Source organism: Lacticaseibacillus mingshuiensis, from assembly GCF_016861785.1.
In the GTDB taxonomy this organism is placed as follows: Bacteria; Bacillota; Bacilli; order Lactobacillales; family Lactobacillaceae; genus Lacticaseibacillus; species Lacticaseibacillus mingshuiensis.
Genome location: NZ_BOLS01000008.1, coordinates 1 through 22,563 on the forward strand (window position 1 = coordinate 1; position 22,563 = coordinate 22,563).

A 22,563-nucleotide genomic window follows, 5' to 3' on the forward strand; every position below is an offset into this window, starting at 1 on the left:
ACAGGATATCTGTTCTTGATGTTTTTTATTGTCCAAAAAATTTTGAGACAGTGGCTAACTTGATTCTAAAATGCGCGTCAGACTAACACCCACAAGCATTACCAACAACTCAGTTTTAGCGACTGTGCTACAATTCAGGCCCTTCGGGCTGCTGGTGACACCGCGACCGTGATTGCACAGAAGCTTCATCGCAGTAAAGCGACAATCTCACGAGAAATCACGCGTGGATCTGTAACTCAGCTCGACTCGAAGCGTCACTCGCATCAAGTCTATCTTGCGGAAACTGCCCAAGCCATGCACGACCGTAAACGCGATAGAACCGGTCACTACGCCTTTCTTAAGACCGGCCGTGCGTTCTTCAAGGCTCTCGCCAGGGAGCTTACTCGTAAGCCGCGCGTACACAGCGTTGATAGCTTCGTACACTTCTATCGCGACCAGGGCAAGGCTTGCCCTTCAACGACAACTGTGTATCGCTACATCGACGCCGGGCTGCTTGAGCTAGACAACATGACACTTCCCAAGAAGCTCCGACGCCGCATCAAAGGCTATAAGAGCGCCCACAAGCGCAAGAATAAGAAGATATACGGCGACTCAATCGAGTTGCGTCCTGCGGCCGTGAATGACCGCACAGGCGTGGGACATTGGGAAGGCGACTTGGTTAAAGGTATTCGCTTATCTGATGAGCCAGCATTAATGACGCTCACAGAACGGTACAGCCGGACTGAGATCATCGTCAAGATTCCTGACTATCATGCGGGCACCTGCCTTAAAGCCTTGCAGGCCACGATCGACGACTACGGGGCCAAGGAGTTTGAGAGTATCACTTTTGACAATGGTTCCGAGTTTGCCAAGTTATCAGAGATTGTTGGAACCCAGATTTACTTCGCGCATCCGTACTCGCCTTGGGAGCGTGGCACAAACGAGAACACCAATGGACTGCTTAGGGAATTCTTCCCGAAAGGGAAGTCTCTCAGAGCAGTTATCCTGGTTGAAATTCAAGCAGTCCAATCCGCACTGAACCATCGTCCAAGACGTATTCTGAACTATCTTCGCCCATGCGATTACTACCGATGCATGGCGTAACAGACTAGACCACTATCAAGGATTCGTTATCATCGTTGCACTTGACTTTAAAATTGGGGTTTTTTCTAATTTTCATTGTCTTCTTCACGGGCATATTTTTGCTTTATTTTTTCCGCATCTTTTTCAACCATCAGCCCATCTCTAATTTCAATAATCCGGTCACAGTACTGAACCAAGCGAATATCGTGTGTCACCATGATGATCGCTTTGTTTTTTTCCTTTGATTCTTTAGCCAAAATTTCTACAACTTCAAAAGCTCGTTCTGAGTCCAAGCTAGCGGTTGGTTCATCTGCCAAAATAATTGTAGGATCATTATATAACGCACGTGCAATCGCCACACGCTGACGTTCTCCGCCTGACAATTCCTCTGGATATTTTTTTACCAACTTAGAAACTCCTAGTTGATCAAATAATTTATCTTTCGATAAGTGCTGTTCCTTGCTACTAATTTTATCGACCAATTTCAGCTGATTTTCGACACTTAAAAACGGAATCAAATTTGAAGCTTGCAAGATAAAGCCAATTTTTTTAAACCTCAACTTGGCCCGCGTTTTTTCTTTTTCTTCACTAAAGTTTTCACCGTTGATTTTAACTTGACCCTCAGTAGGTGACTGTAGTCCCCCTGCAAGCGTAAGAAAGGTACTTTTTCCTGAACCAGAAGGGCCAATTATTGCGACAAATTCGCCTTTTTCAACTTTGAAATTTGTTGTTTTTAATGCTTCGATTGTTGTGTCGCCGTCTTTGAACTGTTTTTTAACATCAATGAATTCTATTGCGCTCACACTATCACTCCTAACCTATCGCCTTTAGAGGATCGATCTTTACAATCGTCCTAACTGAGAATAACGCACCTGAAACTGCGAACAATAGCATCAAAATACTAACACCTATCAAAAATAAGTAATTATTTTGATACGGAACCGCGGCTGGCAATAGAAAAGATGTCAAAATACTTGTTAAAGCACCTATTACAACACCCACAAAAGCCAATAAGAATGTTTGAACAATGACAGATTTAGCAATGTAGCCGCTCGAAATTCCTTGTGCCTTCATGACGCCAAATATTTTTTGCTTTTGCATGGTCAAGACATACACAAAAATACCAATAACAATTGCCGCAATAACAATAAGAAACCCAATCATAAAGCCAAAAGTAAGTACTTGTGCACTGTACCCTGGTAAATCATTGATGAAATTGCCCACTGAAATTTTTTCTAAATCATCAGGATATGCGGCAAGAGGTCCCCTAATCACAATGCCGTTGATTCGCGCATTCTCACTCGTATCCTCTTTTTCAAAGCGAATTTCTTGAAACGCGTTAATGCTCGTGTATAACACTGGTGAAACGCTAAATTTTGCATTTTCTGTAAAACCAACTACTGTGAGCTTTTTTTCATTCCCCGAAAGCGAAAGCTCATCACCTATTTTAATGCCGTATTGCTCCTTCACACTACTATCAGCAACCACTTCATCATTTGAAGCAAACATCTTTCCCTCAACTATTTTAGGTGCTAAGAAGCTGTCTGCCTCAATCCCAAAAAAACTAACGTCAATTTTTTCATTATCTTCTGAAGAATTGTCAACGATTACGCCAGGTGTTTGTGCAAGTAAGGCTTTATTTTTGGCATCTACATTGTCTAATTCCTTTCTGGCAATCATTGACATATTTAAATTTGAATTGGCTTCTTTACTCAATAAAATCGTATCTGCCTGCCATTTATCAATAGCTGTTCGATTGTCTTGTGCAAGTCCATAAGCAAGTCCTGTCAAGAAAAACACCAAATAGGCGATTAAGAACATTACGCCCATTACCAAGCTATATCTTAATTTAGCATGTTTTATTTCATTCCAAGCTAAAAACATATTGTCACCTCTACTAAAAAATGTTCGCGCATTTTAGAATCAAGTTAGCCACTGTCTCAAAATTTTTTGGACAATAAAAAACATCAAGAACAGATATCCTGTATCATTGAAGTTCCTACACAAACAATGGAAGAGGTATTGTCCTGATGCATGAACAGGATATCACACGTCGTCAACCAGGTCATCATTTGTCTCAAATGGAACGCGGTAGAATTGCAGAACTTTACGCCACCGGCACCTCCAAACGCGAAATTGCTGCCAAAATTGGCGTCTGCCATCAAACCATCAATAATGAGATTGACCGAGGGACTGTCAAGCAGGCTAAGCGCATTAATGGCAAACTAATCTATCATACGGAATATAGTCCTGAAGCTGCTCAGACGCGCTATGAGACCGCACGTCTGAATTGTCATAGGCCGGATAAAATCGCCGCTACAAGCCACTTCCTGGCCTGGTATGTTAATCAGGCCAAGACTGAACACTGGTCGCCTGATGCAGCCGTTGGCGCCGCACGGCGAGCCAAGCTATTCACCCCTGAGGAGATGGTGTGCACAACCACTTTATATCGCTACATCGATGATCAACGCTTAGAAATTCGGAACATCGATCTCGTGGAGAAGGCAAATCGGCGGACCAAGCAACACAAGAGCACTAAGCATAAGCGCCTAGCCGGCCGCAGTATTGAGAAGCGTCCTAAGGCTGTCGAACGCCGCAAGCAGTTCGGACATTGGGAGATGGATACCGTTGTCGGGAAACGCAATGGCCGTGAGAGCGTCATCCTTAGCCTGATTGAGCGGAAGACTCGTTGCCAACTTCTCCGACTGATCGACGGCCGAGACTCGGACTCTGTGGAGTTTGCGTTACGAGAAATCAAGCTTGAGTGGGGTGACTGTCTGCGCACGATTACCGCAGACAATGGCCCGGAGTTCTCGACTCTGAATAAGGCCTTTGAGGATACAGATACAGACATCTTCTACGCGCATTCATACACCTCATGCGATCGCGGCTCCAACAAGGCCCACAATCGCATGATTAGACGTGACTACCCAAAAGGCGAGTCGCTGGATGATGTTAGTCCCAGCCAGGTGCTGGCTACCCAAGACCGTCTTAACGGGCTTCCCCGGAGAAAGATAGACTACCGTAGCCCCCAGGAGTGTTTTGAGACCGAAGTGCGCCGGACTCGGCGTTCAGCACAACACGTAAGCTAAACAATGAACCACTCATAAGATAACAGACTGTTCTTGGGAGTGTCTCAACACCCCGGCTAACTTGTTCTTGCAATTTTGGGAATTCTTTTTTCCCCGCTTCGTTCATCAGTAAGCTCCTCTATTATGGTGCTATTTTGACGATAGACATCGTCGGTCGTGTAGTCCCTTGTCCAAGTATATCCATTATAAATTAGGAACTCAATGAACTGCCCAACATAGACTGCGCAAAAATAGACTGCCTCCAGATAGATACATGTATCGCTTTTTTCGTAGATTTGAGTTAAACAAAAAAATCCCCGCCAACTCAGCCCTCAATCGGCCCAAACTTGGCGGGGATTTTGGCGGGGAACGTAACAATTCCCCCGCCAATCATATCCTTTGCATCTCCCGAAAGCGCCGTTAAATCAACATTCCGGGTTCAATTTACATGTACCTTTTATTCCCACTCAAGAGAAAGTGCACTCATAGGAATGCCTACATATCAACGTTTCAAGCATCTTTCCGGCTTTCCGGTGGTGTGCTTGGTGGGGCACCAAGTTCACTCAAATTTTTGATTGCTTGATTGCCGTTAAACTTAACCGAACTCTGTTCAGCTGTATCTACTTTGATATTACCTTCCATCTGTTCCACGATAGCTGTATCTGCACCTACCCACATATGTGAATAGTTTTTCAAGGTAACATCCGGCCCACTGTGGCCAAGCCGCTTAGATAAGACCAAGACGGACACGTTAAACTCATTAATCAGGTATGAAGCGTGGCTATGGCGGAGTCCCTTCCCTTGGATAGGTTTCACCCCAGCCGCTGTCGCATAGCGCTGAATAACACGTGCTAGCGTGGATTTAATCATCGGCAGTCCATCATAGGTAAACACGAAGTCATCATCATGCCCTAACCCTGCTTGTTTCTGCCGTTCCCGCCACTTACGCAATACATCAACCGTTGTATCATCTAGCGCAATCGTCCGCTTACCATCGGCAGTCTTCGTATAGTCTTTTCGTGTCCAATCAGTCCGCGATTTCAGATACAACATATGGTGAACTCGTAAATGCTTGTTATCCAGGTCTATATCACTCCACCAGAGTGCCATACCTTCATTAACCCGAACCCCAGTCATGAAATAGACCCATAACATCACAAAGTACAGATTCTCCAGAAAATTACCGATGTAGATTTGTTTGATAACCGCTTTGAACTCATTCGCCGTCCAATATGGGACAATGGCTTTCGATTTAGGAATTGCTTTGATGCGTTTTGACACATTGAAATCAAGGTACTGTAAGGAAACAGCCCTATCTAATGTCTTGCGAAACATTCCGAACACCAAACTGGCATACGATTGAGAGTAACCAGCGCCACCTTCATCAGTATCAGTCAGCAAAAAGGTTCGAAAATTCTGAACATCTTCAATATTAATGTCGCGCAGTTGCTTTGACCCAAAGCGGTCACAGAACTGCACAAACGCACCTTGACGTACGGCAAACGTACTTTCTTCAACTTCAGTCTTGTACGCAGGAATATAGACTTGCTCCATATACTCACGATACGTCATCTGATAGTTTGCGTAACTGTTCACCTGATAATACTCTCGTTTTACGCGGGTCAGTTCCCTATTCGCCGCCATAGCCGTCTTAAACGGGCGGCCGGTTAAGTCTTTGCGCGCCTTCTTTCTAACCCTTCGACCCGTAATACGGTCAATGCCCAATTCTGTCTGGTAAAAATACATACCGCTTTTCAGGTCTTTGAAAACACCTGCATATTTCGTTGTTTATTGTAGCTTACTTGTCATCACTAATCACTCCACTTCTCGGTGAAGTGTTGTGCCAATGATTGACTCAACGACCTCGGTCGGGACACGTCCCAATCGGCGATTGTTGTAAAACGGGTACCCCTTTTGTACCATAATTGCTTTGGCTTGGCAAATCAGACTACGTGCAGTGTGCTCTTTGTAGCCAATTGCCATCAAGTCTTGTTTACAAATTGTATTCGTCATAATCATTCTCGTTTCTTTCATTCTTACAAGAAGCATGAGATACTAAACGAGTAGACCCATTGTCTACGCTAGGAACGGGGACTATCACCATCTGCTGTTGGAGGCGTGGTGGTAGTCTCTTTTTGTATCGCTTCTTGAGTAGTATCAATTTCGGCAAAGAGTTCAAATAGAGTTCGCTTCGCCATCTCTTTTCGATGAAGTGTAACCCATCGAACAGCATCATCAGGGGGGTGACGTCCACGAAGATAGACAGCCGCCATCCTTAGCAATAACTCAATACCAGAATTGTTCCCCCAGATTGCATCACATTTAAACATCGTAGTGAACAACCCAGAATTAAACATCAAATACTGAATTGACCTAATAAGCTCGCTATCTCGTGGACTCTCCAAACGTAACCGGCTGAAATCGTGCTCACCCGCATCAACCACGTTCAGGAGCGCAACCGTTAAGTCAGCATATTCTTCTGTCTCAACGTCCACAAAGCGGTACTTCTCCAGTAGCTTACTCGCGATGAACGCCTTCATTGACTGTTCATCGCTACCCAGCTCATCACGAATACTGTCCGTAATCTGATGCGCATACTTACCTTTGAACACCGCTTCAAGTCGCACCCAGCTTTCAACTGCCAATGCTTCTTCATAACGAAAACTGGGTTGCTCCATCTGCTCACGCCGCTTGTCGTAAACGCGCATGAACAGCCGCGTGTTGCCCTTCTTTGAGCCCACATAGAAAGTCTCAACAATCTTATTAACCTCATGCGCCGATAAGCCTGATGGGTTCTTTTTGCCATCAGCATTCTGAATAATCCATGAACCATCAGTCAAATGCCGGTATAAGTCATCAACGGTAAAATTGTAGTTCTGAAAATCAGCGGTAAAGTCGATTCGACTAAGCCGTGACTGAAAATCATCGGTCACCATCAGCAAACAGAACTGCTTAATCGTCATTGGCGATTGATGCAATCTAGCCCACTCATGGCAATAACGCGCCCAAGCATAAGCAGAGAACTTAACCACAATCCCCATCTGAACGTTTTCAGGATGATAGGCAATGGCAAAATAGAACGGGTTATCACCATACTGATAACCAATCGTATAGCCTTGAGGAATTTTACCGGTCAATGGTGTTTCTTGGCCAAACACAGTTTCAAGCTCTGTCATTTGGGAAAAACGATTAATGACATTAATGGCTACTGGTGACCAGTCACGGATATCGTCTAGTTGAGATTTATCAACCGTCAGTACCATTGTGAACTCATCAATCCCTATTAAAAGTGTTGGTTCCATTTCTAATCTCCTTTACTGGAGCGGGGGTTATTACATAACCCCCGCTTAGCACGAAAAGCGGCGTTAATATCAAAGTTTAGGTAACTAAATGCACACAGCTTAGGCGTGTTAGCAACTCCAGGAAAAGTGTACACACCTTCACCCTTGCGAAAGTCACGACTAGGAATTTCAACACCAGTACCAAACGCAGTGACATAGGTTTGTTGTTCAGCATTACCCAAAACAATTTTCAGTGGTAAGTTATCGCGAATCATCGTTGGCAATGACGTACTATCACTCTTCTGCATAACAACAAACAGGAAGAAGCCCAACTGGCGCCCTTGAAGCACAATTTGCGAAATCAGCTTATTGACCTCATCGCGGTGCTTCTTATCCATAGCCTGCACAACACTTTGGAATGACGCGTATTCATCAAAGATAAAAACATACGGGCTGAATCCAAAGTCCGAATATGACGCCTCAAGCTTAGTGGCCAACTTAGCTTTCAAATCAGCCTTGCGTTTATTCATTGCATCATTGAACTCACGCAGGAGAGCTACAATATCATCAACATCCTCAGCAGTACAGTCAGGCGCAATCATGTCGCCGAGAATCGAAAGGCTGGAGCCTTTCGGATCGGCTAGATATAGGTGATACTGCACCGGCTTGCTAAGCATCTGCAACAGTAAAGAATACACACCGTAAGTCTTACCAGAACCCGTCTGCCCAACAATTAGCGTGTGGTGCAGAGGAATCACTGTGAACTTATCAATAAACAACTCCGAAACGCCGATATGCACACCGTAACTTAGCAATTCATCAACAGAACGGAACTCTAACCGCCGTTCAAGCCGACTATCAAACAATTCAAAACAGTAGTAGTTCTCATCATCGCTAAGATACGAGCGTTCAACTACATATCGCCTTAACGCACTAGATAACTGGGCAGTGTCCAAACGCTGGGCATACTTCACACGATTTTCGACCAACAGCAATCCACGCTGATAATTGTCTACGAAGGTAAGCTTAACTTTAGGTAACTGGGCCACGGCAGTTCCGAAGAACTGCCGCGGTACATAATACGCGGCATCAAGTAAGGAACGGCGAACTGACAGGCACAACCTGTAATGGCGAAGTGCATAACTCAAACCTTTACTAAGGTGATTGCGCATTGACCAGATTACAAATGAGCAAATAACACCGACCACAATCACAATGATGCATACAATTAGAACTACATCAGGAATCAGTATTTGAAGGTATCGCGTGGTAAGGAAAATCCCTACTACCATCAACAGTAATAGGGATTCAATGACAACTAAGGCCTGCCCACGAAGATACCGTGAGGTTTTAGCCTTACTTTGCACGCTTAATCACCTGCACATCCTTATAGCGAAGAATCAGGTCAAAACCGATGATAAAGGTCTTTTCAACAATCATCTCACCAAGCCGAATGATGTCACCCTTTTGTGCGTCCAGACGTTGAGCGCCGTTCAAGACCGTGACATCAAAGGTGTTCAGGACGTTGTTATCGCGCTTCAAACCGGTTTTCTTGTCAATACCATAATCACCAGTGTCTTTAACCACTTGGAGGGTTACTGATACCCCAATATCCTGTGGGTTCTTCTTGCTGGCGTATGGACGTTGAGAAACCAAGACGAACTGGTTATTCGTGTTGGCCTTAAACTTCGGGTCGTCAAAAACGGTATGCGTAAGCAACCATGTGTTCTGTAATGGCATGTGAGCCACCTTCGACTACAAGATGTAGTCGCCTTTCAAAGTATTGTCCAGCTTTTAATGACATCGTGACTTTGGTCATCAAGGTTAATCAGATAGAAATTATTCGCGTCCGTTTTCGGAGTTCCATCTTCTAGTAGAAATGACCGCAATTAAGTCCCATTTACAGCTTTGATAATCAGAGATACTTTCAAGCGTGACGCTCATTGACCCCAGATGGAAAACCAAAGTTGGAGGGTAACAAATTGACTGTTCATCATAAAATGAAACCAGATATTCCAACGTTGCCGCAGCATCTTGAATTTGCATATCTGATGCCCCAACCTCCGTCAAAACTGAATTGTTCATGAGTGCATGAGTGTATCTGCCTTGAATAGCTAACGTCTCAGACATCGCCGACACCTCCTTGTCTTTTGTATAGTTCTAGTATATGCTCAATTAGTAGGAGTTAAATATGGCTTTTTACCCTCCGCTTCACCATGTTTTGTCCCACATTTAAAAAGGAGCCAGAATTATGTTTGAAAAATCCACAGAATACGTATTTACCACAATTAGTTTAGCCATTAAGCAACGAAAGAAAGAGCTTGGTCTAAAGCGGTCGGACATCTTACCTGATGAATCGCTAGTTAGTAATATCATCAACAATAGACGAAATGACAAATATCCAAACTTGATGAGCGACTTCAATGCACAAGATATCAAAAAGTCCCTGAAATTCGACAGTATTGAGCAGATGCTCTGGGGGAATCTCAAGTGGGATGTTCTACTTAGAGAGGCTATTGATGACATTTATTCATACAAAAACACAGACAAAATGGGCAGTCTGCGTGAACTTCTTTTTGAGGTCCTAACTGCTAATGTGGACTTTGCTCATATGCGTGCAGGCATCAGTTATGATATATATCCCGTCATAGACAGTCGCAAGAAAAATGAAGACGTCGATACTATCAAGGACGAAGCACTGCTTGAGCTTTTCCAACGTGCAAAGATGTTAAATTCAGAACCTCTTGAAGCCAACTTGGCTCGTCAATTTCAAGATGAATTTTATGGAAAGCCATTCCAAAAATTCTCCGTCAGATTTCCCAAATTCTTGCTGACAACTCTCACAGCCATTCTTACACCGCTCAAACCAGCTCCAAATGATACTGGTACACTGGCGTATCATTTATCTTTAAATGTCTATGAGGCTTTTGAAGAAGAAAGCCGTGCGTGGTATCAAGATGATAAACAGAGACGCAATGAATTCTCAAACGTGTCCGCTGAACTTGATAAGGCAATTCAAGCCATGCAAAATGTACACAGATATGAAGTGTCATTATTTTATTGAAAAATAAACTAATATATATTAAAAGCGACTGTCCAACTGGACAGTCGCTTTTTTATAGAGCGCAATTTATTAACTTTCAACCTTTAGATTCAGTATATTCACTGCACGAAAGGACGGAAATAATTGCGTTTGTCACACAACATTTGCTAAAACACTAAGCTATTGCCGGTGCATTATACGATTACAGAGAAAATCCAGTTAATCCACTGCTTAACCGTGCTCACTCGTCTAGGTATTGTGCTCCCTGAAATGTTTGGAACATATTTACCCAAAACTTGCTCAATGTACGCATCATCGGCCTCCCCAAAATTTCTGATATACGAATCAAAGGCTTTCTTAAACGTGATATGACTCAGTATCTGCTTAATTATTAACTGATTCCTTGCATTAGAATTAGGGAGTGCATTTACTTGCCGTCCCAATTCGTTTAGTTGATACTTACCATGCTCTTTGGTAGCGAGCCCCAAAAAGCGCACAGAATTTGCATAGTAATCACTCTGTCGAGAATTAAAGCTGAACTGCTCCGCCAATTCATACTTATCTCTAGGCTGATCAAGATATTTTATCGTATCCAACACCATTGGAAAAGTATTAGCCTGCGGATATGGAAAGTCGTTCGATTCAGGAAGCATCGGTGACTTGGCAGAAATTTCTTTAACCACATCAATATTTAAATTCAGCGTCTTATCAACAATAAAGCTGAATTGCCGCACCGATTGAATAGAAGAATAGTTATTGTAATCCTTAAACTCATACTGATAAAAATTGTAAACTTCATCGGCATAAGTGAAATAAAAAGGAAGAATTGGCTTATCTATCCCCAAATCGTAGTAAACTCGGTAAGGATGATACAGTTGGCGAATCATAAAATCGTCTGGAATATGACTTTTAGCCTCAATCACTGCCATGCTATCTATATTTTCAAAACCTGCATCAATTTCAACCTGTGCCTTTTTAACCGTGAAATTATAAATGGAATTGTCACGCATAGCTATATTGTAATTAAAATCACCCGAGCCAATTCTCCCCGTTATAGTGTCAACCGCTGGAAATTCTTCAGGACTATTCATAATTACATCAATCATCCCAGTGGCTTTTGCAACATTTAACGCTACTGCTTCGGAGGTGATGTCAAATTTATCAAAAGTCTGTATCCAGTCTGGAAGTGGCATTGGCGTAGGTTTCATAATTTTCACGTCAAGCTTTTTATACGCTTTAAAAGGTGCAATTGAATATGTTCCCCGATTGGTTGGCAAAATTGCTAAATGATTCGATTTTAACAATTTAGGTAGACTAGTAGACCAGTCAAATTTTGTGATTAAGCGTGGTTCATAAAATGGCTTAATTTGGTCAGCGGTTATACTAAAAACACCCTCATTCTGAATATGCTGGAGGATGTCATACTTATCAAAAATTTGCTGCCACGCCACGTTAGCCTTGGTTTCAGCTTTCTGTTTTGCCATAAATGGCCCCTATACTTTTCTATTCGTTGAGATAATTGTAATTCATCACCAGAACTTCGTCCACTTTACCACGGCCAGCACCATTAGAATTAATATTCCGTGTTGCAGGAACAATCTGGGTAGTAGCTTGATAAGCTGAATAAATGCTCTTAATGTAAGGAACCGCGGAATTGCTGACCATGACCTTAACACCCTTATCTGTCAATTTATCAACCAGGTCACGCAACCGCTCCTGTTCATCCGAGCCAAACCCATTAAGCGTGTAACCAACAAAGCTCTGCTTATCATCAACCATTGGTGCATACGGCGGGTCAAAATATACAAAATCTCCTCTTTTAGCACCTTTAACAGCGTTTTCGAAATCACCGTTCAAAATCTTAACAGTAGGTTTGTTCAAGAACTTGCTGACTTGGGTTAAAACTTCAGCGTTAACAATTGCAGGATTCTTATAACGACCATATGGCGTATTTATTTGGTTCTGACTATTAACCCGAAATAAACCATTAAACCCCGTTTTGTTCAAAAAAATGAACCTAGCCGCACGTTCAACGTCCGATTTCTGGTCAATCAATCCATTTCTATCCCAATCTCGAACTTCGTAATAGTAGTCACTTGTATTATTGACCTCATGAATCTTCAGAACGGTTAACAAATCGTCAAGATTATCTCGTATAGACTTGTACGCCAGAATTAGCTCCGTATTAAAATCATTGATTGTTGATTTTGGATACTGCAAATTAAAAAAAACGGCACCGCCACCTACAAATGGTTCATAGTACCTTCCAAAGTGCTTTGGCATATACTTGGTTATCTGTGGCATTAACTGCCGTTTACCACCAGCCCACTTCACAAACGGCTTAACAAGTGGATTTTTTGCCATTTCAGTGCCCCTTTCACAAAACGGATGTTCGCCTTTTAATGATATCATACGCAAGCACATTTTAAAAGAAAATACGGCCATGTCCCCCGGCTTAGAAATGAATTTAGTGGCTCATTGTAGCCAAAAAAAGCCGCCGTTACCTAAGCAACAACGGCTATCTTTGGTGGTGATTTTGGTGGGGCATCTTTGTTATGACCCACTATTTATCCCGTTTTATGACAACCGAAATGCCGTTAAATCAACATTCTGGCCTCAACTTCACTTACTTCATTATTCCCATTCCACAGTTGCCGGCGGCTTGCTCGTGATGTCGTACACGACGCGGTTGACGTGCGCCACTTCGTTGACAATGCGGGCCGAAATCTTCTGCAAGACGTTCCAGTCGATGCGGGCGAAATCGGCAGTCATGCCATCGATCGAGGTGATCGCACGGACGGCAATGGTGTAATCGTAGGTCCGGCCATCGCCCATGACGCCGACCGAGCGGAAGCCTGGCAAAACGGTGAAGTACTGCCAAATCTCTTCCTGAAGGCCGGCTTTGGCGATCTCATCGCGCAGGACCCAATCGGAGTCGCGGACGATCTCCAATTTTTCACGGGTCACTTCGCCGAGGACACGGATGCCAAGGCCGGGGCCAGGGAACGGCTGACGCCAAACGAGGTCATGCGGCAGGCCCAGGCGTTCGCCGAGCTCACGTGCTTCATCCTTGAAGAGCTTGTTGAGCGGCTCGATAAGCTTGAACTGGAGGTCTTTTGGCAGGCCGCCGACGTTATGATGGGACTTGATCGTCTGGGCGGTGTCGGTGCCGGATTCCACGACGTCGGTGTACAGCGTGCCTTGGGCGAGATAGTCGATGCCGTGCAGCTTGCGGGCTTCGTCGTTGAAGACTTCGATGAAGTCGCGGCCGATGATCTTGCGCTTTTGCTCAGGATCCGTGACGCCGGCGAAATCGCCGAGGAAGCGGTCCGCGGCGTCGACTTTGATGATCTTCACGCCGAGGCGACCATTGAGGCTCTCCATGACCTGGTCCGCTTCGTTTTTGCGCAGCAGGCCGTGATCCACGAAGATGCAGGTCAGCTGGTCGCCGATCGCCTTGTTGAGCAGCGCCGCAACAACGGAGCTGTCCACGCCGCCGGAAAGGCCAAGCAGGACTTGCTTGTCGCCGACTTCTTCGCGAATGGATGCGATCTGGTCGTCGATGAAGTCACCCATGTTCCAGTTTGCGGTCGCGCCGCAAACGTCGAAGGCAAAATGGTGCAGGATCTCGTGACCATACTGGGTGTTTTGGACCTCAGCGTGGAACTGGATGCCGTAGAATTTGCGTTCGTCGTCGTCCATCGCGGAGATCGGGCAATTTTTCGAGGTCGCGGTGACGCGGAAGCCGGCTGGCGCCTTTTGCACGAGGTCGCCGTGGCTCATCCAAACGGTCTGGGTGGCTGGCAGGTCCTTGAAAACAGCGGCGGTCGGATCCGTCACCGTGATCTCGGTCTTGCCGTATTCACGGTTGCTGGCGGGCTCAACATCCCCGCCGAGGCGCTGGGCCATCAGCTGCATGCCATAGCACACACCCAAGATCGGAATGCCGAGTTCGAAGAGCTCATCGTCAACGCCGAGCGCGCCTTTGTCATACACCGAATTGGGACCACCAGAGAAGATGATGCCCTTTGGCGCGATCTTGCGCACTTCATCTGCCGTGATCGTGTGCGGCTTGAGCTCGGAATAAATGCCGAACTCGCGAATGCGCCGCGTGATCAATTGATTGTACTGACTGCCATAATCGAGGACGATGATCTTATCGTAATCCTGGGTCTGGTTTGCCACGTTTGCCCACACTCCCTTATTTAAGTTGCTCCTACTATACGGAAAATTCGCCGGCCGGTCAATTCAAGATGAGAAAAAACTCATTCATTGGATTTTCCCCAAGCTTCCCGCCGCACCAAGACATCAGCCCCTGTTTCTGGGAAAATACGCCCAGGAGGAATCACCATGACGATGATCTTTTTTACCATGAGTTTGGCCGTCCTGCTGCTGGCGGCTTTTACATGGGGGCGCGGCCAACACCGACAAGCGGCGATGCTTTGCGGCTTCGGCGTCTTACTTGCGATCGCCCCGCTGGTTATTTTCTTTTTCCTGACTGGCTGTTAATTGACCATTTCCTGGCTGGCTGCTAGTTGAACTTGCGCAGCGCTACTTCATCGATCAAATGGTCGTGCGTCTTATGTAAGATGACGTCGGCCCGATTTTTCGTCGGCAGGATGAATTCGTTGAGGTTCTTCAAGTTCACATCCCGCCACACGTCCTTGGCCATCTGGAACGCTTCGTTACGGTCGCCGATCGCGTATTGGTAATAATAGTTGGTCGGGTCGGTGAAGGCCGTGTCCAGCAACATGCCGAACCGCTCGAGGTACCACTGCTCGATCAGCGCAGGATCGGCGTCGACATAAATGGAAAAATCAAAATAATCGCTGATGTAGATCGGCTGTTTGCTCGGCAGCTGCAGGACGTTGATGCCTTCGACGATCAGGATGTCGGGGTGATCGAGCACCTCTTCCTCATCGGGCACGATGTCATAGATCTGATGCGAATATTTCGGCGCGCGAATGACGCCGGAATTATTTTTCACATTATTCAGAAAATGAATCAGCAGATCCATGTTGTAGCTTTCGGGGAAGCCTTTACGGTCCAGAATGCCGCGGCGTTCAAGTTCGGCGTTGGAATACAAAAAGCCGTCCGTGGTGATCATTTGCACCGAGCGGTCGGGATACGCCCGCGACAGCAGCAGCTGCAGTAGGCGCGCGGTGGTGCTTTTCCCGACGGCCACACTGCCGGCAATGCCGATGATGAATGGGTGCGGGTGGTGCGGCACGCCAATGAATTGGCTGAGCGTGTATTCGTCCTGCTGATAGTCGCGGTACCGAATATGAATCAGGTGGCGCAGCGGTGAGTAGATCTTCTTCACGTCGTCCATCGAGATCATATCGTTCAAGGAGCGCAGCTGGGTCAGCTCAGCATCTGAGACCGAGGCAAAATTGTGGGCATGAAACGTCGCCCATTCGTCGCGGCTGAATTTGTAGTAGTTCATTTCCGATCGCATAATATCCTCAACATGTTAGTGGGTGTGGCGACTGGGACAAAACAGGGCTTGGCCCAGTTCCTAGATAGCATATGTCTGTTATCGCAGTGACGTGGGCCAACTGTCCGGGCCCGAGCAGCTAAGGCCTCCAACAACGGGTTCCAAAAACGGACCTGTTGTTGCAGGAACTTACCTGTCGGACCCAAGTCCGCCAGTTGTCCCGCTTCTTCTTCACGCTTTTTTTTGACTGTTTTGCTTCATCATTTGGGCTTGGTCGAACAAGGGGCAGCCGGCGTCGGCACATTTGCTGCAGCCGGCCGCTTTTTTCTTCTTATTAAAAAATTGATTGTACCCCACGACGCCGATCAATGCGATCAACAATGCTGCAATAATGAACGTTGCCATCATTGGCCTCCCCGTTCACGCAAGGGCCGCGTCTGCTTGCGGCTGCTTGATGAACAATCCAAAAATAATGATTCCAGCAAAGACTGCGGCGAGCCCGGCCCCTGCCAGCGTGGCGGTGCCGGCAACGAGTTGGCCGCTTTGGAACACGATGGTCGCGACCATGTAGGCCACGGCGGTTTGGTAGCCGACCGCGCGCCACGTCCAGCGCGCCTCACCGAATTCTTTATACATGGTGCCGATCGCCGCAAAGCACGGCGCGCACAGTAAGTTGAAAACTAAAAACGCGTAACCGGCCATGGGCACATAGGCGCCGCGAAGCAGGTCCCCGAAGTTGCCGGGGCCAAACGCAATGCGCAGGGTCCCCACACAATTTTCCTTGGCGATCAGACCGGCCAAGGTGGCAACGGTCGCGCGCCAGTCGCCAAAGCCCAGCGGCGCAAACAGCGGGGCGAGCACGAGGCCGATGTCGCGCAGCAGGCTCTGATTTTGCGAGACCATTTGCAGGCGCCAGTTGAAGTTCGCGAGGAACCACAGCGCGACACATGACAGGAAAATGATGGTGCCGGCTTTATGAACGAAGCCAGCCGCCCGCTGCCAGACACTTTGGGCAAGGTTTTGCAGCTTCGGCAAGTGATACGCCGGCAGTTCCATCACGAAGGGCGCCGGTGGTCCGGCAAACAGCACCGTTTTTTTCAAAAAGACACCGGAGCCGATGACGGCCAGGATCGAGATGAAATACGCGCTCGGGGCAACCCAGGACTGCGCCGGGAAAAAGGTGCCGGCGACCATCGCGATGATGGTCAGCTTGGCGGAACAGGGCATGAATGTTGTCAGCATGATGCTCATCCGCCGATCCTTGTCGCTTTCGATGGTGCGGGTCGCCATGATGCCGGGCACGCCGCAACCCGTCGCGATCAGCATCGGAATGAACGATTTGCCGGAGAGATTGAAGCGGTGGAAAATGCGGTCCATCACAAACGCGATGCGCGCCATGTAGCCGCAATCTTCCAGGATGCCCAAACACAGGAACAGCATCATGATCTGGGGCAAAAACCCGAGCACAGCGCCCATGCCGGCGATGATGCCATCGACCAGCAGGCTCTGCAGCCACGGCGCGACTTGCCAGCTCGTCAAAAGGTGCGTCGCGGCGCCTGGCAGCCACTGGCCGAAGACAGTATCGTTGAGCCAATCGGAGCCGAGCGTACCGACTGTTTGAATCGAGAGATAATAGACGGCCCACATGACCGCCGCAAAGATCGGCAGTGCGAGCCAGCGGTTGGTGACGATGCGGTCGATCTTGTCGGACACGGATTCGACGAAATCCTGCTCATCGACCACGGCCATCGCGATGATGCGCGCGATGAAGTCGTAACGGGCGTTGACGATGATGCTGGCGCTATCGTCCCCGAACAGTTTTTCCACCGTGGCGATCGTCGCGGCGATCTCTTGGTGCTGGGCCGGCGTGAGCGTCGTGGCCGCAACCACGGCCTCGTCCTTGGCGAAAAGCCTGATTGCGAGCCATCGCCGCTGGTCAGCTGGGGTCTCCGGCAGTTGGTCGGCGATCATGCTGAGGGCGGACTCGAGGCGCGGATCGTATTCGGGATACGGATAGTGGCCGCTGGTCGGGGTCTGGCACGAGGCGATCAGGTCGTCGAGGTGGTCACGTTTCAGCGCCGAGATCGGCACCACGGGCACCTGAAGCGCATAACTCAACTTCTTCACATTGATCTGGCGGCCGCTTTTCGCCAGCACGTCCATCATGTTCAAGGCCACCACAAGCGGGCGCCCCGCCTCCATCACCTGAAGCGTCAGGTAGAGGTTTCGCTCGAGGTTCGTGGCATCCACCACGTTGATCACACGCTCAGGCTTTTCGTCGAGCAAAAAATCGCGGGTGATGATCTCCTCGCTACTATACGGCGACAGCGAATAGGTGCCGGGGAGGTCCTGAACGATCGTGGCGTCGGCATTTTTCAAGCGGCCGGCCTTGCGCGTCACCGTGACGCCGGGCCAGTTGCCCACTTTCTGGCGCGCGCCGGTCAGGGCGTTGAACAGCGTGGTTTTGCCCGAGTTGGGGTTGCCGACCAGCGCATAGGTAGTGGCGGTCATCGTCATGTCAGTCATGCGCGTCCACCTCCGCCACCAGCACCGAGGCCGCGTCGGCTTTGCGCAAGCTGAGTTTGTACCCGCGCACGATCAGCTCGAGTGGATCGCCGAGCGGGGCCACCTGGTGCACCGTGACCATCGTGCCGCGCGTCAGGCCCATGTCCATCAGCCGTTGCCGCAGCGCCGGCGTGCCGGTGAGCTTGGCCACGATCGCCGAACGGTGCACGGGAACACCAGCCAGCGGCACCGCATCATCGAGCTGCGCGGCGGTCAACGGCGCGACTTGAATGTTGGCTGCAATATCGTTTGAAATCGCCAATCGCTGCCCTTGGAAAAACACGAGCATACCGGTTGGGCCATCTGCGGTCTGGATCACGGTGATGCGTTTGCCCACCAATAGTCCCATTTCCGCAAGATGCCGCACCAGCGCCGGTCGCCCGGTCACGCCCAAAATGATGAAGGCACCTGGCCGCGGCACATCTGTCAGTGTTTGCATGAGGCGCCTCCTTTCGTGTGTTTCTTCTCAAATCATTGTAGCGTTTTCTTTCTATCTTGTGGGGCCTTTCGCGAAAATTGTCACAAATAACCAGCGAAATAAATACAGCCGAGTGCTACATTGCAAAAACTAGTCAGAAGCGTTTTCGGCCTGGCCGTGGTGTGCGTTGATGACACAGATTGGGTCTTGTGATTCAGCGGATTGAAGGCAGAAAAAACCACCTACGTTTGTGTGCGCAGGTGGCTAAAAGTGTGAGTTATGGTTTGCTGGTGGTTCAGTTTTCGCGTTTGCGCCGACCGACATACACCCCGCCGAGCAGCAACATGCCCAAGATCGCGACGAAGCCATCGTTGGTGTCGCCTGTTTGTGGCAATGAGGCCTCTCCGGTGGCAGAAGCGGCCGTCGATTTTTCGCTGGTCGGATCAGTCGTCTCGCTGGTCTTGGTCGTTGGCGCTTGGGTGCGGCTGGCGAGCGGTGTCGACACTGGCGCACCTGTCCCAGTGTCGCTCACGATTGGCCCAGGTTCAGGCTGCGCAGGCGTGGTTGGATCAGTTGGGTCTGTTGGATTCGTTGGGTCTGTTGGCGTGGTTGGATCAGTGGGTGTCGTCGGATCGGTTGGATCTGTTGAGTCTGTTGGATTAGTCGGCCCCGTTGGATCTGTTGGATCGGTCGAATCGGTTGGTGTGGTGGGTGCCACCAACGTCACGACAAACCCCTGCACCGTCGCCGGATCGTAATCATAGGTGCCCCCATCCGCGGTGCCATCAAACAAAACGGCATATGCAGGCGCATTTTCAGATAAGAAGGCCGCGGTCGAAAAGACGATCGGGTCCCCTGCGATACCGGTCAGCGTCTGGGAAAACGCCTCGCGCCCGTCGATCACATAGGAAACGCGCGCTGTCTGCGTGGTACCGAGATTGTTGTAGTAATCATCCGGCGACACGCTGACCGGATCAGGTGTCGCGGATCGTTCCTGCGCCAGGATGACCAGCTGCCCGTTTTCGATGGTGATGAGGTAATTCGGCGTGTCGCCTTGAACGACGCCGGAAAGCTCGTACGTCCCAGCTAGCTCGCCCGCTTCACGGGTCATGTTGATCACAAGCGTGGCCGAGGCCGTTGCGGCTGGGTCAGAGGCGGCGCCTGGTTCACTCACCGTCAGATCGCCGGTATCGTTGCCCAGCAGGCCAGCGATCGTGAAGTTGATCGTCGGGTCAGCTTCCCCGACCAATTTTTCGGCGGAGCCAAACGCAACCGTGATCTGGCGCGGCAAAACAGTCAGAGTTGCGGTGCCAAATGAGGCGTCGGTCAATGTGGCGTCGGCTGCCATCCGCGCCGCCTTGTATGCGTCTGAAAAGCCAACTGTGTAAGTGCCGGCCTGCAGGTAGCCGCCGTTTGAGTACACCGCGTTTTCGATGACAAGGTCTTGGTTGGCCAGCGTCAACGCCTGGCCGTTGTCATACACCGCGATGTTATAACTATTTTTTTGCGTCTGGGTGTATTGGCCGTAGATCACTGTTTTGTCTAGAATCGCCAGCCGCTTGGTCAACGTGATGCCGAGGCTCGGCGAAACAGAGGGGCTGGTGCCTTCCGCGGTCGTCTGCGAGACGAACAGTTTCAAGGCCGAGGTCGCCCCGGTGATTGTCGCGCTGTAGGTGCCGTCGTCTGCCACAAGCGCCGTCGCGAGCGTGGTGCCTGCGTCATCGCGAATGGCCACCGTTGCCCCGGCCAGGCCCGTCCCGGACACGACCATGACGCCGCTATTGATCGCCGCGGTCGTGGTCGGCGCGGCGACTGGAGAAGCAAGCGACACCGCCACGCTTTGGCCCATGGCGCCGTTGACCGTTTGGAAAATAAAATAGGTACTGCCGGCAGCGGCCTGCGTTGTCGTCAGGGTGAAACTGCCAGTGGCGTCTGCGAGGACATGGGTGACGGTCCCATCGCTGGCATACGCGCTCACGATGGCGTTTGGCGAAGCGACCCCGGTGAGGGTCCCCACCCCGTCGATCACGGTCGCACTCGTCACGGCCACGTTCGGCACATTTTTCAGCGGAATCGTGACGGGAACCTTGTTGCTTTCGGCCAGCGTGCCACTCTGCTGGGTCAAATAGATCTGCGTGCCCGGGGTGTAAGCCGCCGCGTCGACGGTCACAGCCCATTTACCACTCGCATCGACGGTGGTGCTTGTGATCACCTCGCCTGCCGCATTATAAAAGCGAATGATCGCGCCCGCCGTGCCAGTTCCGGACAACGAAACGGTGCCCGTGGTCAACGAGGTCAGATCGATCGTCGACTTGGATTGTTGCGGCACCTGAGTGGTCCACTGGCCGGCGCTGGTTTGCGTCCCATTGACGTTGGTCCCCAGCAAGGCGCCGGTCAGCGCGTCAGTCTTCACCGGGGCCTGCGCAGAGGTCATCGTGACGACTGGGGTGGCCGTGGCTTGAAGGGTCGCAGCTGCCTCGGCTTGGGTCGCCGAGGCCGCTGTTGGCGTCGCTTCGGTCGAGGCATCGTCGGTTGACGCTTGGGCTGCTTCGCTAGCCTCCGAAGTGGTCGTCGTCGTTGTTTCTGTTGCGTTTTCGGTCCCTGCCTCGGTCGAAGTTTCGGTCCCAGTCTCGGTTGCTGTCGGAGTTTCGGTCGGAGTTCCATTTGCAGTTTCTGTCGGAGTTCCAGTCGACGTCTCGGTCGAAGCTTCGGTCGCAGTCTCAGCCGCCGCTTCCTCACTCGTCTCACTGCTTGGCATGGCTTCTGCCGTCTCGGCAACGGCCGGGGTCTCGGCGGCCTGGACCTGTGTGCCTGACCCGATGGCAATGCCGCCAAGGGTCAACGCGGTGACAAGCACCGCGACCCAGCCTTTTCCACGTTTATACAGACGATAATGTTCTTTGCGCGTGATCTGATGCTTATTTTTTGCCATCTTGGTCAAACCTCCATATGATCGATTTTGTGAGGCGCCGGCCACAAACCGGATGTTTCTTGTCTACAATTCAATTATACGGGGGCTTTCTGGCCGCGGATGCCAGTTTTAACTAAAATACTTTTTCAAAATGAATTCATCGATGGCTATGTATGGGGTTTCAATTTAGTTTACCTATTTAACGTGAATATATTTTTCCGTTTTATCTCTGCCAGTCACCTAGAATCAAAAAACCGCAAAGCCAACAAAGAGCTTTGCGGAAAAAATATTCTCAGAGCATTGATATGTCATCGCGCGTGATCGGCGCGGCATCGCGCAGGGCCTTGTTGCGGGCGCGGCGCTCAGCATAGCCGGCGTTGAGGCGCTGGCCGAATGCGGAGTCAAATTCCAGCGTCGGCAGTGCGTCCGGGGTGCGCGTCACGAAGGTCATGAAGCTCCAGCCGGCCAAGTAGCGCTCGCCCGAGTCCATCTGTTCGCCGACAAGTTTGGTGAACACCTCAAGCGACCGCGTCCCCACGCCGGACACGACGCTTTGATAGATCACCGCATCCCCGATCGCAACGGGAGTCACATATTCCATGTGATCAACTGACGCGGTGACGAGGCCGCGCCGTGCGAGACGATGCGCTGCGATGCTGGCATTTTCATCCAGCCAGGCAACGGTCTGGCCGCCAAACAGCGAGTCGTGTTCATTCATTTGGCCTTCAAAGACGCGGTGCGTCGTGGTGGCCAAGGTCTCAGAAAAATGCATCGC

Annotated in this window: 20 protein-coding genes and 1 pseudogene; 4 read left to right on the plus strand and 17 right to left on the minus strand. The window is 49.4% G+C overall.

Features of this window, described 5'->3' with window-relative positions; translation table 11 throughout:
* Positions 1-78: 78 nt before the first annotated feature.
* A pseudogene (locus JUE67_RS06205) lies at positions 79-1,083 on the plus strand (IS30 family transposase); the annotation flags it as partial.
* Positions 1,084-1,148: 65 nt separating this feature from the next.
* Here JUE67_RS06205 and JUE67_RS06210 read toward each other — a convergent pair.
* Together JUE67_RS06210 and JUE67_RS06215 are read right to left on the minus strand one after the other, a co-directional pair.
* Entirely contained in the window at positions 1,149-1,865 is a 717-nt protein-coding gene (locus tag JUE67_RS06210; RefSeq protein ID WP_048603271.1) for an ABC transporter ATP-binding protein, read from the minus strand.
* Positions 1,866-1,875: 10 nt separating this feature from the next.
* Positions 1,876-2,946: an ABC transporter permease gene (locus JUE67_RS06215; protein WP_048603272.1), complete on the minus strand. Its 1,071-nt coding sequence runs from the start codon at positions 2,944-2,946 to the stop codon at positions 1,876-1,878.
* 146 nt (positions 2,947-3,092) lie between these two features.
* Between JUE67_RS06215 and JUE67_RS06220 the strand changes: the two genes are divergently transcribed.
* A complete protein-coding gene (locus JUE67_RS06220; protein WP_203628571.1) occupies positions 3,093-4,154 on the plus strand; it encodes an IS30 family transposase in 1,062 nt (353 codons plus the stop codon).
* 489 nt (positions 4,155-4,643) lie between these two features.
* On the opposite strand, the gene JUE67_RS06225 is transcribed toward JUE67_RS06220, so the two are convergent.
* The 6 genes from JUE67_RS06225 to JUE67_RS06250 all read right to left on the minus strand — a co-directional run bounded on the left by JUE67_RS06225 (position 4,644) and on the right by JUE67_RS06250 (position 9,544).
* A complete protein-coding gene (locus tag JUE67_RS06225; RefSeq protein ID WP_203637064.1) occupies positions 4,644-5,879 on the minus strand; it encodes a tyrosine-type recombinase/integrase in 1,236 nt (411 codons plus the stop codon).
* A gap of 69 nt (positions 5,880-5,948) precedes the next feature.
* Complete coding sequence (locus JUE67_RS06230) at positions 5,949-6,182, minus strand: DUF3173 domain-containing protein (RefSeq protein ID WP_373301792.1); 234 nt, start codon at positions 6,180-6,182, stop codon at positions 5,949-5,951.
* A 32-nt stretch (positions 6,183-6,214) separates the two neighbouring features.
* Positions 6,215-7,435, minus strand: a complete 1,221-nt coding sequence (locus JUE67_RS06235; protein ID WP_203637065.1) for a replication initiation factor domain-containing protein — start codon at positions 7,433-7,435, stop codon at positions 6,215-6,217.
* Between the two features lie 2 nt (positions 7,436-7,437).
* A complete protein-coding gene (locus JUE67_RS06240; protein WP_203637066.1) occupies positions 7,438-8,781 on the minus strand; it encodes an FtsK/SpoIIIE domain-containing protein in 1,344 nt (447 codons plus the stop codon).
* Positions 8,771-9,154 (minus strand): hypothetical protein, encoded by a 384-nt coding sequence (locus JUE67_RS06245; RefSeq protein WP_203637067.1) that lies wholly within the window; start codon positions 9,152-9,154, stop codon positions 8,771-8,773. Before JUE67_RS06245 ends, JUE67_RS06240 begins: the two co-directional genes overlap by 11 nt.
* A 99-nt stretch (positions 9,155-9,253) precedes the next feature.
* Positions 9,254-9,544: a hypothetical protein gene (locus tag JUE67_RS06250; RefSeq protein ID WP_203637068.1), complete on the minus strand. Its 291-nt coding sequence runs from the start codon at positions 9,542-9,544 to the stop codon at positions 9,254-9,256.
* A gap of 121 nt (positions 9,545-9,665) precedes the next feature.
* Between JUE67_RS06250 and JUE67_RS06255 the strand changes: the two genes are divergently transcribed.
* On the plus strand, positions 9,666-10,478 hold the full coding sequence (locus tag JUE67_RS06255; RefSeq protein ID WP_203637069.1) for a hypothetical protein: 813 nt from the start codon (positions 9,666-9,668) through the stop codon (positions 10,476-10,478).
* A 173-nt stretch (positions 10,479-10,651) separates the two neighbouring features.
* Here the strand turns inward: JUE67_RS06255 and JUE67_RS06260 are convergent, their stop codons facing one another.
* From JUE67_RS06260 to guaA, 3 genes are all read right to left on the minus strand, one after another.
* Positions 10,652-11,941 (minus strand): type II restriction enzyme, encoded by a 1,290-nt coding sequence (locus tag JUE67_RS06260; protein WP_203637070.1) that lies wholly within the window; start codon positions 11,939-11,941, stop codon positions 10,652-10,654.
* Positions 11,942-11,960: 19 nt separating this feature from the next.
* Positions 11,961-12,821, minus strand: coding sequence for a DNA adenine methylase (locus JUE67_RS06265; protein ID WP_203637071.1), 861 nt, complete (start codon positions 12,819-12,821; stop codon positions 11,961-11,963).
* Positions 12,822-13,091: 270 nt separating this feature from the next.
* A complete protein-coding gene (guaA, locus tag JUE67_RS06270) occupies positions 13,092-14,642 on the minus strand; it encodes a glutamine-hydrolyzing GMP synthase (RefSeq protein WP_203637072.1) in 1,551 nt (516 codons plus the stop codon).
* 165 nt (positions 14,643-14,807) lie between these two features.
* On the opposite strand from guaA, the gene JUE67_RS06275 reads away from it, so the two are divergent.
* Positions 14,808-14,966, plus strand: a complete 159-nt coding sequence (locus JUE67_RS06275; protein WP_203626412.1) for a hypothetical protein — start codon at positions 14,808-14,810, stop codon at positions 14,964-14,966.
* A gap of 22 nt (positions 14,967-14,988) precedes the next feature.
* Here JUE67_RS06275 and coaA read toward each other — a convergent pair whose 3' ends face one another.
* The 6 genes from coaA to JUE67_RS06305 all read right to left on the minus strand — a co-directional run bounded on the left by coaA (position 14,989) and on the right by JUE67_RS06305 (position 22,560).
* A complete protein-coding gene (coaA, locus tag JUE67_RS06280) occupies positions 14,989-15,915 on the minus strand; it encodes a type I pantothenate kinase (RefSeq protein WP_203637073.1) in 927 nt (308 codons plus the stop codon).
* Between the two features lie 210 nt (positions 15,916-16,125).
* Positions 16,126-16,299, minus strand: a complete 174-nt coding sequence (locus tag JUE67_RS06285) for a FeoB-associated Cys-rich membrane protein (protein ID WP_125695787.1) — start codon at positions 16,297-16,299, stop codon at positions 16,126-16,128.
* A gap of 15 nt (positions 16,300-16,314) precedes the next feature.
* The gene (gene feoB / locus JUE67_RS06290; RefSeq protein ID WP_373301793.1) at positions 16,315-18,420 is read right to left on the minus strand and encodes a ferrous iron transport protein B; all 2,106 of its coding nucleotides are present in this window, start codon (positions 18,418-18,420) and stop codon (positions 16,315-16,317) included.
* Positions 18,413-18,898 (minus strand): FeoA family protein, encoded by a 486-nt coding sequence (locus tag JUE67_RS06295; protein WP_203626410.1) that lies wholly within the window; start codon positions 18,896-18,898, stop codon positions 18,413-18,415. Before JUE67_RS06295 ends, feoB begins: the two co-directional genes overlap by 8 nt.
* Before the next feature lie 274 nt (positions 18,899-19,172).
* The gene (locus tag JUE67_RS06300; RefSeq protein ID WP_203626409.1) at positions 19,173-21,809 is read right to left on the minus strand and encodes an Ig-like domain-containing protein; all 2,637 of its coding nucleotides are present in this window, start codon (positions 21,807-21,809) and stop codon (positions 19,173-19,175) included.
* A gap of 271 nt (positions 21,810-22,080) precedes the next feature.
* Entirely contained in the window at positions 22,081-22,560 is a 480-nt protein-coding gene (locus JUE67_RS06305) for an acyl-CoA thioesterase (protein ID WP_225877882.1), read from the minus strand.
* Positions 22,561-22,563 lie beyond the last annotated feature (3 nt).

Excerpts from the sequence above, each read along its gene's own strand:
- JUE67_RS06250 (WP_203637068.1), bottom strand. The coding sequence starts at position 9,544 with ATGTCTGAGACGTTAGCTATTCAAGGCAGATACACTCATGCACTCATG.
- JUE67_RS06255 (WP_203637069.1), top strand. The coding sequence starts at position 9,666 with ATGTTTGAAAAATCCACAGAATACGTATTTACCACAATTAGTTTAGCC.
- JUE67_RS06295 (WP_203626410.1), bottom strand. The coding sequence starts at position 18,898 with ATGCAAACACTGACAGATGTGCCGCGGCCAGGTGCCTTCATCATTTTG.
- JUE67_RS06275 (WP_203626412.1), top strand. The coding sequence starts at position 14,808 with ATGACGATGATCTTTTTTACCATGAGTTTGGCCGTCCTGCTGCTGGCG.
- coaA (WP_203637073.1), bottom strand. The coding sequence starts at position 15,915 with ATGCGATCGGAAATGAACTACTACAAATTCAGCCGCGACGAATGGGCG.
- JUE67_RS06230 (WP_373301792.1), bottom strand. The coding sequence starts at position 6,182 with ATGCTTCTTGTAAGAATGAAAGAAACGAGAATGATTATGACGAATACA.
- JUE67_RS06260 (WP_203637070.1), bottom strand. The coding sequence starts at position 11,941 with ATGGCAAAACAGAAAGCTGAAACCAAGGCTAACGTGGCGTGGCAGCAA.
- JUE67_RS06235 (WP_203637065.1), bottom strand. The coding sequence starts at position 7,435 with ATGGAACCAACACTTTTAATAGGGATTGATGAGTTCACAATGGTACTG.
- JUE67_RS06305 (WP_225877882.1), bottom strand. The coding sequence starts at position 22,560 with ATGCATTTTTCTGAGACCTTGGCCACCACGACGCACCGCGTCTTTGAA.
- JUE67_RS06220 (WP_203628571.1), top strand. The coding sequence starts at position 3,093 with ATGCATGAACAGGATATCACACGTCGTCAACCAGGTCATCATTTGTCT.
- JUE67_RS06225 (WP_203637064.1), bottom strand. The coding sequence starts at position 5,879 with ATGTATTTTTACCAGACAGAATTGGGCATTGACCGTATTACGGGTCGA.
- JUE67_RS06285 (WP_125695787.1), bottom strand. The coding sequence starts at position 16,299 with ATGGCAACGTTCATTATTGCAGCATTGTTGATCGCATTGATCGGCGTC.
- JUE67_RS06265 (WP_203637071.1), bottom strand. The coding sequence starts at position 12,821 with ATGGCAAAAAATCCACTTGTTAAGCCGTTTGTGAAGTGGGCTGGTGGT.
- JUE67_RS06245 (WP_203637067.1), bottom strand. The coding sequence starts at position 9,154 with ATGCCATTACAGAACACATGGTTGCTTACGCATACCGTTTTTGACGAC.
- JUE67_RS06300 (WP_203626409.1), bottom strand. The coding sequence starts at position 21,809 with ATGGCAAAAAATAAGCATCAGATCACGCGCAAAGAACATTATCGTCTG.
- JUE67_RS06215 (WP_048603272.1), bottom strand. The coding sequence starts at position 2,946 with ATGTTTTTAGCTTGGAATGAAATAAAACATGCTAAATTAAGATATAGC.
- feoB (WP_373301793.1), bottom strand. The coding sequence starts at position 18,420 with ATGACTGACATGACGATGACCGCCACTACCTATGCGCTGGTCGGCAAC.